Raw genomic sequence first — 13,965 nt, 5'->3', positions numbered from 1 at the left:
TAAAAAAGAGGACGCGATGGCGCGCCCTCTTTTTTATGCACTGCTTTTTCTCCTTTGAATATACATACAATAGAAAAGTATAAGGAGAATCCAATGAAACCGAACACATACATTGATTTTTTAGCTTATTTCGGAATTGGGAGTGCGCATCCAGGAGGGTTTACGTTAACGAAGCAATTATTAACACAGCTTCAATTGCAACGAGAAGCGGATGTACTTGAGATTGGCTGCGGTACAGGAAGAACAGCAGCTTATATGCAAAAGCAATTTGGCTATAAGGTTACAGCAATTGAAAATAATGAAATCATGATTCAAAAAGCAAAAAATAGATGGGTGCAAGAAAACGTGCAGATTGAGCTGGTAGAAGGCAATGCGGAGCAATTACCGTTTCATGATCGGCAGTTTCATCTTGTTTTAGGGGAGTCTGTACTTGCTTTTACAAATAAGGAGCAAGTGATATCTGAATGTTACCGTGTGTTACAAGATGCTGGGAAACTAGTTGTGATTGAGATGGTGATTGAGAATCATTTAGCACAAGAAGAAGAAAAGAAGCTATTACAAATATATGGAATGCAGCAATTGTTAACAGAAAAAGAATGGCTACATTTATTCCAAAAAGAAAACTTCAAGCATATATCAATAGCTGGTGGAGGTACCATTGCTGAGACGATAGCAGCACAAACTGAACAGCCAGAGTGGAATGTGTCACACTATATTCCAAAAGAGTTGTATGATGCTTGGGTTCAGCATGAAAAAGTATTGCAAATGTATCAGCATGTATTAGGGCATCGCGTATTTATTTGTGAAAAATAAAAAAAGCTGACGCAAATTCCGCAAGAAGCGGTCTTTGAAGTCAGCTTGTTTTTCTATTAAATGAAAAATAATGCAGCTAAAGCAATTCCAAAAATAAATCCAAAAGCTAATTCAAAGGCGCCCCTTCTGAAAAAGCCTCCATCAAAGCCGCCACCAAAACCAAATCCGCAACGGTCACATTGACGTAGCCCACCGCAAAAATCACAGCCGCCACCTCCATATGCACCATCACCTGCATCATAGTAACCAAAACCGGTATCAAAAGATGAATGATGAACTGGTTCAATCCAAACGGAATCATCTGTTATATCAATAATTCTTCCAAGATGAATATAACCATCACGATCTTCAATTCGTACAACTTTTCCAAAATAACGTTGACATGTGTTGTAACATCGTCGACGATGCATGTTTTTTGCCTCCTTCTGTATCCACAATAATACGATATGTTATCGGGACAAGAACGGCTTGTACGATTGACCTAAGTTTCATAATTGTTACGAGAAAGGGGAATTATATGGTTAATGTGTATGAAAAAAAGGAGTGAGAAATATGAAGTCTACAGACCAATTTCAAACATATGAAGTCCCTTGGAATGAATTTACAGATGCACTTCGTAACGAAATGGAGCGTCAAGTGGGTGCAGATATTATTGACAGGATTGTTTGTGATTTAGAGGATGGATTTGAAGTGTATACATATATACAAGGAGACCTTGATTTTGAATATAAAGAAGTTCTTGAACGAAAGTATGGGACGGATGGGAAAGTGCCCAATGTGCTAACCATTATGTTATTGTCAGGAATTTATCATACAAGTGAAGGGAATATTCGTTTACATGCAGATAATAAGGAAAATCCGATCGTACAAGTATATGTGAAACAATGAGAGCACGCTGTTTTAAGCGTGTTTTTTACTGCCTGTTATTGCGGGGTAAATTATGGTGAGCAAACAGCGCCGCTTATGAATGGAAAGGACCATAAAATATGTCATTTTCAAAATCAAACGTTTGAAACACTTTCGGTAGAAATGGTTATACGTCTCTTACCTTTAGGTTTAGATTATAAAGTAAAAATGTCAGCTTTTCATCCGCACAGTGGAAAAGAAATCGATGTGCAAATTTTTATTATAGGAAAAGAGAAAGCATGTAAAGGTGAATGAATATGTCCGGCGTCGAAAGTTGAAATACATTCTGCATAGAATATTCAGTAGAGGGCAATGAACTATTAAAGCGGCGTACAGAAATAAATGAACATGTAACGATGAAATATAGAAGAAAATAAAGCTGCAATGAGCAGTTTTATTTTTTGTTATTTAGTTTACATAATGAAATTATGATTATATAAATCCGTTTTGATTTTTCAACATATAGCCGCGGCTATGGATAACAAAAGGTGACCTGCACTCGTTTTCTCTCTTTGTTTTCACTATGTCTGGGCAGGAAAAGGATCTGACCGCTTCTATGCATGGCCGGATGCTCTCTCCCACCTAAAAAGAAGGGGTTTATGTCCGTTTTTTAATTTGTATTTATATAGATTATTGTCCGAAAATACAAGTCATATATCTTGTTTCTTTTCATAAGTTTAAACATAGGAATTTGTCTACAAAGGTGGCGAAGCCTCATCATGAAGAATCGAATTGTTGCCACATTCATCTTTCTTCTACTAATATGTTTTAATCCTTTTTCAACTTTTGCAAAAGGGGAGGAGGCAAAAGAACGGGTCGTTTCACTCGTATATGATGATTCTGGAAGTATGAGGAATAACGATCGTTGGAAATATGCCAATTATGCCTTGCAAAGTTTAGTTGCATTATTAGATGAAAAAGATACTTTTTCATATGTTCCAATGAGTCGTCCATCTCAAGAAGTAAATGTTTCCCTTACAAATGAAAAACGGCAAACAGAAATCGACCAAATTGGAGCGTGGAAAAATTATTTAAATACTCCATTTGGAGCAGTAGAAACGGCGATGCAATCTATAAAAAAGGAAGCGAGCATAAATGGAAAGCGTGAATTTTGGCTTATTGTATTAACTGACGGGGCATTTAATGAATTAGAAAAAGATAGTGGTAAAGAGCAGATTGCTCAGAAATTACGGCAATTTAAAAAAGAAATGGAAGCGAAAAAAATTTCATTACATCCAGTATTAATTACAATGGAAGAAAATTTAGGACGGCAAGAGCAACTGCAAATGAACACATTTAAAGAGATTTGGAAGCAAGAAACGAATGGTATTGTCATGCCGACTAGCGGGGAAGATGGTGTCATTCAAAGTGTCAATCAAGCTGCTGCTTTAGTAGCGAATCGAGATCCATTTTCTTCTGCCGAATCTGCAGTAAAAACGAACATCGCAGGAAAAAAATTAGAAATTACGACACCTTTTCCATTAAAGAGAATTACGCTTGTGCAACAATCTGTTGACGCATCACAATACCATATAGAACAACTATCAAAACCATTAGCATTACAATCGGCTTTTTCGATTCAAGCTCCAGCAGAATCGAAATTATATGGTGATATTGCTCATATCGGTTCTACAAATCATACGGTTATAAAACCGGGTTCATACTCATTAGAAATTGATAAAGATATCGGAAAAGATGGATTGAAAGTACTTGTTGAACCAGCGTTAGACTATACTGTTTCTACTTATGACAAAGAGGATAAAAAAAGGAAGGATGTAGAGGGAATGTATGAAGAAACGAAGGCTGTTATTGAAGCAAAGCCGACGGACTTACCGATTCAGGCTTCTTATTTTGAAGCACAAGTAGAGTTAGATGGCCAATTGTACCCGATGAAATGGGATGAAAAACGACATGTGTTTTACTACGAAATGCAAATAAAAAAACAGGCAGTCCGCGGAAAAGTTCATATGAATATAAAAGGATTTTATAGGCAGACGAAAGAGTTTCGGATTGATTCTATGCCAAAACCAAAACTATCTTTACAAGTTATTACAAAAGACTATGAAGAAAAGGTGACAAATTTAGAAGTGAGCAGACCGTTTGTCGTACAGCCATTATTGGACGATGAGCCGATGACAGAAGCAGCAGTAAAGGCGTTATTACAATCTACTAGTGTCGCATCTCATCAATCAATCAACTATGAATTACAGCAACATGGCAATCAAATCTATGTATACCCTCGTCCTTATTACTCCGATACATTCAATTTTACAGATACTGGCACCGTAGAAGCTACCATCACTGTACGAGATTCTAAGTTACAAGAAGTGAAGAAAAATATCTCATTTCATATTCGTAATGTGCCATTTTGGGAGCGCTATGCGACAATTTTTCAATTCGTAATCCCATTCACAATATTACTACTCATACTTGCCATTCTTATTTTAGGATGGATTGTACGGCCTCGTTTTCACCGGAAAGCGCTGCTGTATTACGAATGGGATCAGGAAGTTGCGAAAGATTGGCTCTATCAATCTGAGCCAGAATTACTCAGAAATAGATGGTGGAAACATTACTTTGGTATTCCGTTTCGAGCGGAACGTAAAACGGTACAATCGGTGACATTTATAGCGAAAAAAGGTTCAAAATCGGTTTTTGTAGCGAAGGAGTCGCAAGTGCTTGGGATGATAATCGATGGCATGTTTGTTACAGAAGAAGAGGTAGGAAATGAGCACAAAACATTATATCCGAATGAAATACTACTGATAGATCGTGGTTATGGAAAAGAAATATATCGATATGAATGTGAATAAGAGGAAGTTCAAAAAGTCCGGTAAAGATAGCTGTCGCATTTCTTCGTTACGTCGCCAGTCCGGTACTCATGTAGTTCCAGCTACACTCCGTATCCTCCTGGCTTCCGCGCCTCGAACTGCTCGGCTCTCTTTATCCTCCTTTTTGAACACGCACTAATAGGAAGGTGGTTCACATGACATTACAAGTTCCAACGATTTTAATTGGTTTAGGTGGAATCGGGAGTACAATTACGCATCAAATATATGAGAAGTTGCCGCCAGAACGTCGTAAAAAAGTAGCGATGCATGTATTTGATACAGATGTGAATACGTTAAGTAAGTTCCAGCATATTCGTAAATTTATGACGCAAACAAGTTCAAGCAAAACTCCGAGAGAATATATTGCAGAAGACCCAACGATTCCAGAATGGTTTCCGATGGATCATACCGTTCTTGATAAGCCATTAACAGAGGGCGCAGGGCAACTTCGTGTTATTTCGCGTTTAGCATTACGAGCAGCAATGAAAGATGATAAGTTAACCACCTTTTGGCAGGAAATTGAAAAAATCTTCCCCGTAACTAGCGATAAAACAGAATATGGTGTTCGCGTTATTATTATTACATCGTTAGCTGGTGGCACGGGATCAGGTATGTTTCTACAAATTGCATTGTATTTACGCGAAATGCTTCGGAAAAAGCTGCAGCATCATAACATTTTAATACGCGGTGCATTTTTAATGCCAGATGTACTCGTAAAGACGCGTACGGTTAGCGGAAAAGAGTTTGAAACCGTGCAGGCGAATGGTTATGCTTCTTTAAAAGAACTTCATGCGATTACGCTCGGTTCCACCGGTGAATTATCAAAGCGAGGCGGTGTGACTATTGAACTAGAGTATCGTCCAGATCAGGTGGATGAAGATGGACGAACGAATCATACCATTAAACAGCATCATTTACCGTATAACTATTGTTTCTTATATGATTATGAAAATTTACATGGTCATCACTTGCATAATTTATCGGATTATATGGAGCAGATGACGAATACCATCTATTTGCAATTATTTAGTCCAATGTCTACAAGCCATTTTGCACAAGAAGATAATCAAATTCAGCAATTGGCTGAATCAAACGGGAAAGCACGATACTGCGGGGCCGGGACTGCAAAGTTAATTTATCCATATGAACATGTCTTGAAATACTGTGCATTAAAATGGGCGGTGCAAGGATTAGATGAATCTTGGCTTCATTTAGATCAACTGTTTCAAGATAAAAAACAGCGCTATGAACAAGATGTTCGCCGCGGTATGCAGCGTGAAAAACCAGAGCGTGGGAAAAGTTATTTAGAAGATTTAGAGCATCTTGCAACCCGTCCAGAGCAGGCGCACATCTTTTATAAGCAAATGTATTATGAAACGCGTGAAGGTGCTGAGGGCGGGAAAATCGGTGTTGCAAAATCGAAAATGTTTTTAGAGGCAGTGGAAAGCTATGTACAGCGTACGGTGCAAAAAGATGAAGAATTAAATCGATTGCAGCATGAGTGTAAAATTTCTGCCGCAAAGCTCAAAATTACTGAACAAATGAAGGGCGAAGTGGCAAGAGTGGATCATGCTGTCCGCTTATATGCATACGCGATACCGAGCCGTGTGCATGAACATGTCACAACGCTTATGTATGACATGATAGAAGCGGATCGTTTTACGCCAAGCGGTTCAGAAGGGCAGTCGTATCAACTGAATACATGGTTTTTAAAGAAAACGGATCCTGTTCATCCAGTTGCGGCACGTTTTATGTTGTATGAAATCCGGAAGCAGTTAGTAGAACGGATGAACCGGTTACATGAAAGCAATGAGCAGAAGCGGAATTTAATTCAAAACTATGATAAGAAATTTAATGTAAGCAATATAGATGGTACAGTAACGGCAGTGCGGCGTGTAGAGTTTGCACAGCAACAAAACTGGTTTGGAAAAATGTTTTATAATCAGCAGCGTATGTTCCGGAAAGAATTTGAAGATATTGTTACGCAATATGTGCATAAATTAAATGAATATCGAAAGGAAATGTTACTTGAACTCGTTTATCAATCGCTTTACCAGACGATTAGTAAAATGATTCAACATTGGGAGCGATTCTTTGATAACTTGCAGGAAACACGTGAAAATTTACTTCTTGAAATTCAAAAACGGAGCAAAGAGTTTGAAGGAAAAACAAATCCGACAAATGTATATGTGCTGGCGAACGAACGATTACAAGAGAAAATATGGCATGACATTCAACATCATTTAAATCTAGGTGTACTGCCGAAAGAAATATCCGCTGAGATTTATATGAGCTTGTATGGAGAGTATTGCCGAGATGCCCAAGCGGAAGAAAGTCAATCGCAAAAAGTAGAAGATTTTTATAGAGAACATATTTTAACGTATTGCTATGATGAACTACAAGTACGTTATCGTGATAAACTTGAACTTAATATTATTGAAGCGTTGCGAAAAGAAGCCGATTTCGAGAAGCGTGATCGCAATGAATATGTGAGAGAAAAAATTGAAGATCTCTTTCATCTAGCAAGTCCATTTATCCCGAAAGTAGCTCATCATCGTGAATTACAGTATTGGGGGGTACATCCTTCTCTTAAACAAGAATTACAGGAAGAGCTTCTTCAGGAAATGTTTCAAGAAAAAGATACAGTGAATACAGCATTTTCACCGTTCGAAGTCATTTGTTACCGGGCTCATTACGGTTTATCATTGCAAGATTTTCCAAAGCTTTCATCTGGTCATATTGCAAATGGGTTTATGAATGATAAAGGTGACTATTTTCAATCCTATTATCGCCGCGTTAACAAATTAAATATAAAGAAATCCAATTTAACACCGCATTTAGATAAATATTGGCACTTGCCGGCCTTTATGCCTGACTTAAATGTAACGCAAACGAAGCTAGATTATGATAAATGTAACCGTGCCCTTCTGTATGCATATATGTACCGTTGGATTAGTCTTGTAGCAGTGGATGGTCAGTTTGTTTATCAATATAACGGAGTGGGTCGCAGCTTTTTGATTCAATCTATGGGGAAAAATATTTCGAGTGAAAGCTATAAATTACACCGTGCATTGCTCCATAATCCGTTTATTTACGAAAATATTCTTTCACGTTTTGAAGAAGAACAGGAAAAAGCAATGCAGCAAGGTGGACATTTGTATACGCAGTCTTTTGTGTTAGGTGCTCAAGATGTACGGTGGTTAAGAAAGGAACACGTCCATAATATTTTAGACATGATTTTAATGTACGATCGTGAGGCGAAATATGATCCTACGTTAGAAGAAACATCCGATGAACTATTACGATTGCTTCTTGATGAAATCAAAACATATTTTCAAGCTTACTATGGAACGGGATCTGAAATGGTTGCAAAAAAAGAAGCGGCGATGTTTGTACGGCAACTATGGGATCGCTCCTATGCAAAAGGCTATGTCGATCCGAATAGTGCACCGTATAAAAAATGGCTGCATCTTCTAAACATTCAAGAAGAGGAACAAGAGTCAAAAACGAATGTGTAGCGTGAAGATAGGGAATCCTTAAGTATGGAATAATTACTTTAAAAAGGGGGATTCTCATGCCGTTTCTAGGAAGTGTATATCAAGTGTTCGGGTTATATCCAGAAATTTATCATGCGATGATTTGCATGGAAATGAAAGATGAGTTAGTTTTTGAAGATTGTAAAGAGGAAATAGAAAAAGAAAATGAAGAATAAAAACCATGCAGGAATTATCTGCATGGTTTTTCAATGATTTGTTTTCGGTGTACTAGCAATGTATTTTATTCGGAATACATAAATTAAATATCCGATAAACCCTCCAATAATAGCTGGACAGATCCAACCTAAACCGGCATCGTATAAAGGAAGAATTTTCGAAAATAAAGTATTGATAGCTTGAATTGGTAAATTCGCTGCATTCAATCCATCAAATATACTAACGACAAAAGTGAGAGATAAACTCCATTGATATACTTCCGTTCTTCCTTTAAATAGTGGATGTAAAAATGTTAAGACAATTAACATAATTGCTAGCGGATATATTGCAGTAAGTACCGGTACAGAAATGGAAATTAACTCTGTTAAGCCCATATTTGCAATAACCGCACTAAAAATAGATAGAACTGCTGCAAATGTTTTATATGAAATCTTCGGAAATACTTTATGGAAGTATGAAGAACAAGACGTCACAAGCCCAACGCTAGTTGTTAAACAGGCTACAGTAATCATCAAGCCTAACAATAAGTTTCCTAAAGAACTGAAATAAAAATTAGCTACTTTTGCTAACACTTCGCCACCATTTGTTAAATGGCCTAATTTAGATACACTAGCAGCACCCATATAGGAAAGCGAAGTATAAACAATAGTTAGTACGATTGCGGCAATTGCAGCTGCTTTTGCACAAACGCCAACAATTTCTTTTTTAGCATAGTTTCCTTTTTCTTTAATGGCATTAATAATGATAATACCAAACACGAAGGATGCGAGTGTATCCATTGTTAAATAGCCTTGTTGAAATCCCTTAAAAAAAGAATTGCTGACATATTCTTGTGTAGGGGCTTGAATAGGGCCGATAGGTTGTACAAAAGCAGCAACCACTAAAATACCGATGAATGTAAGTTTGATTGGTGTTAAAAACTTACCGACAACATCAACAATTTTTGTTGGATTGAATGAGAACCAACAAGTAATACCAAAGAAAATGATTGTGAAAACAAGTAATGGAATACTTCCGGTGTTTTCAGGTAAAAATGGCTTCACTCCTATTTCAAAAGAAACGCTTCCTGCTCTAGGTAATGCAAACAGGGGACCGATTGCTAGGTAAAGAACAAAAGTGTATACGGCACTGAACCAAGGGTGAACCCGATTTGCAAGTGTTTGCAAATCATCGCTACCAGAAATGCCGAATGCTAGTACCCCTAGCAACGGAAGACCCACTCCTGTAATTAAAAATCCAGCCGTAGCAATCCAAACGTTATGTCCAGCTGTTTGACCTAACATAGCTGGAAAAATTAAGTTTCCAGCTCCAAAGAAAAGAGCAAACAACATAAGTCCGATTACAAGAACACGAGAAAATGGTACTTTATTTGCCAAGTTAAACCCTCCAGTAAAATATTTATTAGAAATACCATAATATTACAAAGAAAATTCTGAATATTAAAACGAGAATAACCACAACGTTTTTTATTATACTGATATGAAATTTATATAGCAACAAAAAATATTTTTATTTGAAATTTTTTTAAATAAATAATAAATGTGATTTTTGATTGGATAAATAATATATAGCAAATACTATGCTATGAGAAAAAACAAACTATTGTTGTATTTATCTTACGATAACAATGAAAGGTATTCATTCACTGAATATATCACATCTTGTTGGGGGACGAATGTATATATTATTAATATCAAAAAAATAAAACCAAACATTTTATTTGAAATAATAGGGATTTGATGATTTTGTATTTGTGAAATAATACTTCATATCACATAATTATCCAAACAGAAGTGAAAAATCTTATTATTGACAATACAATTAAGAATATGATAAATTCAATCATGTTTTCAATGATGCACCATTGGAAAAAGTGTTTCTTTATGTAAAATTTTCTAATTAGCAAGTGTATATTTTTTGTTTGGATTTTTCAGTATCTTTTCCTTTTATACTATAAAAGGAAAAGATAAAGTATTTAATTATTGGATCAAAATAATTATACCTATGTTGTGTATCTCACACTAAAGGGCAGTAACATCCTTGCCTCAAAGTGATGAGAAATCAAAGACGTTAGACGAGAGATAAATTACCTATAAGAGATCAGTTGGTGATGGGAGTTCCGCGTTGTATGGGATTATGTTGAAAAGAGGTTTCCGCTAATGAGTTTACTAGTGAAAAAAGAAATTGACCAAGAAAAGAAGCAAGTATTAAATCCAACGCTAGGAGCATTTGACTTAACTCTTTTAGGAATTGGAGCAATCATTGGAACAGGAATTTTTGTATTAACAGGAATTGTTGCAGCAAAACATGCGGGCCCTGCTATTATTCTGTCCTTTATACTGGCAGCTATTGTCTGTGCATGCGTAGCATTTTGTTATGCTGAATTCGCTTCTACTGTTCCAGTTGCTGGTAGTGTATACTCGTATACATATATTACACTAGGAGAAGTTTTTGCTTTTATAGTCGGTTGGTGTGTAATGTTAGAATATTTATTAGCAACTTCGGCTGTTGCCGCAGGCTGGTCTGCTTATTTTCAATCATTACTGTTAGGATTTCATATTAAAATTCCGACCATTTTGGCCTCAGCCCCTGGTATGGGGAAAGGTGGAATGATTGATTTGCCTGCCGTTCTTGTTATTTTAGTCGTTACATTTTTGTTAAGCCGTGGAGTAAAAGAAAGTGCACGAATTAATAACATCATGGTTCTTGTTAAACTTATCGTTATCATTGGATTTATTGTAGTTGGGGCACAGTATGTAAAACCGGAAAATTGGCAACCATTTCTTCCATACGGATATCATGGAGTTGTCGGAGGGGCAGCCACTGTATTTTTTGCTTTTTTAGGGTTTGACGCAGTTGCTACTGCAGCAGAAGAAGTGAAGCGCCCGCAACGCAATGTTCCAATCGGTCTTATTGTATCGTTATGTATTTGTACAGTCCTTTATATTGGCGTTTCGTTTATACTGACTGGAATTGTACCTTTTACTGAATTGAACGTAGCAGATCCAGTTGCATATGCTCTTCGTGTTGTTGGGGAAGATAAAGTAGCTGGCTTCTTATCTGTAGGGGCTATAGCCGGCCTGACTACCGTTCTTTTAGTAGCAATGTTTGCTTTTGTGCGTGTTTCGTATTCGATGAGCCGTGATGGTTTACTTCCTAAAAAACTTTCTAGTGTAAATAAAAGATTTCAAACTCCATTCCTAAATACGTGGATTACAGGTATTATCGCCGCTTTACTAGCTGGATTTGTAGATTTAAACCTATTAGCGAATTTAGTAAATATGGGAACGATAACAGCTTTTATATTTGTATCTATTGCGGTTATTGTTTTACGAAAAACAAATCCAAATTTACCGAGACCATTTCGAGCACCATTGGTTCCTATTTTACCGATATTTTCTATTTTATGTTGTATATATTTAGCACTCAATCTTTCTTCCGTGACTTTAATTAGTTTTAGCGTCTGGATCGTAATAGGTGTTTTGGTTTATTTTATGTATTCTAAAAAACATAGCAATGCAAGAAAAGGAATCTTGAACAAATAGTGTGAAGAAATAGTTGTAGACAAAAGTAGACTTCTTTTGTTTGCAACTATTTTTTATCTCGTATTAACGGGGAGTAGAACCCCTACTGATCAAAGTTTCACTTTATGTGTAATTATAATTTCTGTTTTGTAAAACGAGAGAATACATTACTATTGTAGAAGGATTCATGATTAAAACAGAAAGCGATGTGGAAGTAAGCAATGATGGTAAAATGGCTGTATGTATTATGTATCAATCTTATTGCGTTTAGTATGATGGGATTAGATAAACGAAAAGCAAAGAAAAAGCAATGGCGCACCCCAGAGAATACATTGTTTTTAGTTTCTGCAGCAGGCGGAGCATTAGGAGCATGGATTGGAATGTATATCTTTCATCATAAAACACATAAAAATAAGTTTAAAATAGGTATCCCAATTCTTGTAGTTGTAACAGCGTATCTATTTTGGATACTTTAAGGTGAAGTAAGATTACATATTATGAAAGATACTTAGAAAAAACTAAGATTTATGAAATGTGAAAGCTGACTTGAAATAATAACATGAGTATTTTTGTCGAAAAAGTTACAAAGGGGATATTTGTAAAGGTCTAGAAAGACACCTTATAATGGAGAGAAAAAGAGAAGAGGGGAAAAGAGCAAATGGAGAGTCAAAAGACAGTGCAAAAGCAAGGGATTATCTATGCGGCTGGTGCGTATATGATGTGGGGGATCCTTCCTATTTATTGGAAATGGGTAGAGGCAGTTCCTGCAGAAGAAATATTAGCACATCGCATCGTTTGGGCTTTTGTTTTTATGTTACTTATCTTAGGTGTATCGAAACGATTTGGGCAATTTCTTGGTGAACTTGTGAGTCTTTTTAAACGACCTAAATTATTCATCTCATTAACGATTGCTTCCATTTTAATTAGTGGGAACTGGTTTGTATACATATGGGCTGTGAATCATAACCATATAATTGAAGCAAGTTTAGGCTATTATATTAATCCGCTTGTTAGTATTTTACTTGGTACAGTCGTTTTAAAAGAAAAACTCAACTTTTGGCAATATGTTGCAGTTGGTTTAGCGGCAGTAGGAGTTATTATTTTGACCTTTCGCTTTGGATCGATTCCATGGATTGCCCTTTCATTAGCATTTACATTTGGGTTATATGGTTTAACTAAGAAATTGTTAGATTATGATGCTATGATTGGGCTAACAATGGAAACAATGATCGTTACACCAATCGCTTTCATTTATCTATTTATGATTGGTGAGTATGGATTTGGCTCATTTGGTTCGGTTTCACTTACTTCAACATTTCTTTTGATGGGAGCAGGTATTATTACGGCTTTACCGCTTTTTTATTTTGCAAAAGGAGCAAGGCTCATTCCGCTATATATGATTGGCTTCTTACAATATATTGCGCCGACAATCAATCTTATTTTAGGTGTTTTTGTTTTTAAAGAGCATTTCACATCAGCTCATATGACAGCGTTCTTCTCAATTTGGATTGCCCTATTGGTATTTTCAATGGCAAAAACAAAGTTTATGCTGAACAAACAGCCGAAGTTTCTAAAAAATAAATCAGCAAAAGTATCGTAAAGCGTAGTATTTTCTACGCTTTTTTCTTTATACTGTAAATATGGAATTTCCATTACAATCAGTGAGGTGCTGAAACATGGAAACAATTTTACATAATGATCCACTTATGTCGGCTGTACTTGCATGGTTTATAGCACAGCTTGCGAAAGTCATCTTTAAATTAGTAAAAATGAAAGAATTTGATTTTGCACAGTTTTTTGCTTCTGGAGGAATGCCAAGTTCGCATTCTTCAACTGTTACTGCACTGGCAACAGGAGTTGGTATGGTAGAAGGGATAATGAGCTCATTTTTTGCAGTTGCAGCTATTTTTGCGATTATTGTTATGTATGATGCTTCAGGAGTAAGACTTGCGGTAAGTAAACAGGCAAAAATTTTAAACGAGTTTTTTCATGGTAGACAAACAGATTATAAAAAATTAAATGAACTTGTAGGACATACACCTTATCAGGTTGTTGTCGGAGCAATTTTAGGAATTGTTGTGGCGATTTGGTATTGTTCATAAGCAAAGCGTGTACTTTTATACGCTTTGCTTTTTTGTTTCATACATATTTGTGAGCCGATACGAATATCGTATACGG

The 13,965-nt window shown here is 36.3% G+C and carries 12 protein-coding genes; 10 read left to right on the top strand and 2 right to left on the bottom strand.

Annotated elements, in window-relative coordinates:
* The first annotated feature begins 54 nt into the window (after positions 1-54).
* Positions 55-813 (top strand): class I SAM-dependent methyltransferase, encoded by a 759-nt coding sequence (locus tag QRE67_RS16130; RefSeq protein WP_286121187.1) that lies wholly within the window; start codon positions 55-57, stop codon positions 811-813.
* 56 nt (positions 814-869) lie between these two features.
* Here QRE67_RS16130 and QRE67_RS16125 read toward each other — a convergent pair whose 3' ends face one another.
* Positions 870-1,223 (bottom strand): hypothetical protein, encoded by a 354-nt coding sequence (locus QRE67_RS16125; protein ID WP_286121186.1) that lies wholly within the window; start codon positions 1,221-1,223, stop codon positions 870-872.
* Between the two features lie 142 nt (positions 1,224-1,365).
* On the opposite strand from QRE67_RS16125, the gene QRE67_RS16120 reads away from it, so the two are divergent.
* From QRE67_RS16120 to QRE67_RS16100, 5 genes are all read left to right on the top strand, one after another.
* The gene (locus QRE67_RS16120; RefSeq protein ID WP_286121185.1) at positions 1,366-1,701 is read left to right on the top strand and encodes a hypothetical protein; all 336 of its coding nucleotides are present in this window, start codon (positions 1,366-1,368) and stop codon (positions 1,699-1,701) included.
* A gap of 75 nt (positions 1,702-1,776) precedes the next feature.
* Positions 1,777-1,974, top strand: coding sequence for a hypothetical protein (locus tag QRE67_RS16115; protein ID WP_286121184.1), 198 nt, complete (start codon positions 1,777-1,779; stop codon positions 1,972-1,974).
* 464 nt (positions 1,975-2,438) lie between these two features.
* Positions 2,439-4,532: a vWA domain-containing protein gene (locus tag QRE67_RS16110; RefSeq protein ID WP_286121183.1), complete on the top strand. Its 2,094-nt coding sequence runs from the start codon at positions 2,439-2,441 to the stop codon at positions 4,530-4,532.
* Positions 4,533-4,705: 173 nt separating this feature from the next.
* Positions 4,706-8,068 (top strand): tubulin-like doman-containing protein, encoded by a 3,363-nt coding sequence (locus QRE67_RS16105; protein WP_286121181.1) that lies wholly within the window; start codon positions 4,706-4,708, stop codon positions 8,066-8,068.
* A gap of 56 nt (positions 8,069-8,124) precedes the next feature.
* Positions 8,125-8,262 carry a phosphonate ABC transporter permease gene (locus QRE67_RS16100; RefSeq protein WP_286121179.1) on the top strand — a complete coding sequence of 46 codons (138 nt, stop codon included), beginning with the start codon at positions 8,125-8,127 and terminating at the stop codon, positions 8,260-8,262.
* A 30-nt stretch (positions 8,263-8,292) separates the two neighbouring features.
* Here the strand turns inward: QRE67_RS16100 and brnQ are convergent, their stop codons facing one another.
* Positions 8,293-9,639 (bottom strand): branched-chain amino acid transport system II carrier protein, encoded by a 1,347-nt coding sequence (gene brnQ, locus QRE67_RS16095; protein ID WP_286121178.1) that lies wholly within the window; start codon positions 9,637-9,639, stop codon positions 8,293-8,295.
* Positions 9,640-10,422: 783 nt separating this feature from the next.
* Between brnQ and QRE67_RS16090 the strand changes: the two genes are divergently transcribed.
* From QRE67_RS16090 to QRE67_RS16075, 4 genes are all read left to right on the top strand, one after another.
* Positions 10,423-11,808 (top strand): APC family permease, encoded by a 1,386-nt coding sequence (locus QRE67_RS16090; RefSeq protein ID WP_286121177.1) that lies wholly within the window; start codon positions 10,423-10,425, stop codon positions 11,806-11,808.
* A 200-nt stretch (positions 11,809-12,008) separates the two neighbouring features.
* Positions 12,009-12,263: a DUF1294 domain-containing protein gene (locus tag QRE67_RS16085; protein ID WP_286121176.1), complete on the top strand. Its 255-nt coding sequence runs from the start codon at positions 12,009-12,011 to the stop codon at positions 12,261-12,263.
* A gap of 182 nt (positions 12,264-12,445) precedes the next feature.
* On the top strand, positions 12,446-13,387 hold the full coding sequence (gene rarD / locus QRE67_RS16080) for an EamA family transporter RarD (protein ID WP_286121175.1): 942 nt from the start codon (positions 12,446-12,448) through the stop codon (positions 13,385-13,387).
* A 76-nt stretch (positions 13,388-13,463) separates the two neighbouring features.
* Entirely contained in the window at positions 13,464-13,889 is a 426-nt protein-coding gene (locus QRE67_RS16075) for a divergent PAP2 family protein (RefSeq protein ID WP_286121174.1), read from the top strand.
* The last annotated feature ends 76 nt before the right edge of the window (positions 13,890-13,965 follow it).

Origin of the sequence: Bacillus sp. DX3.1 (assembly GCF_030292155.1) — a bacterium.
Classification (GTDB): Bacteria; Bacillota; Bacilli; order Bacillales; family Bacillaceae_G; genus Bacillus_A.
This window is presented reverse-complemented; position numbering and strand designations above follow the sequence as displayed.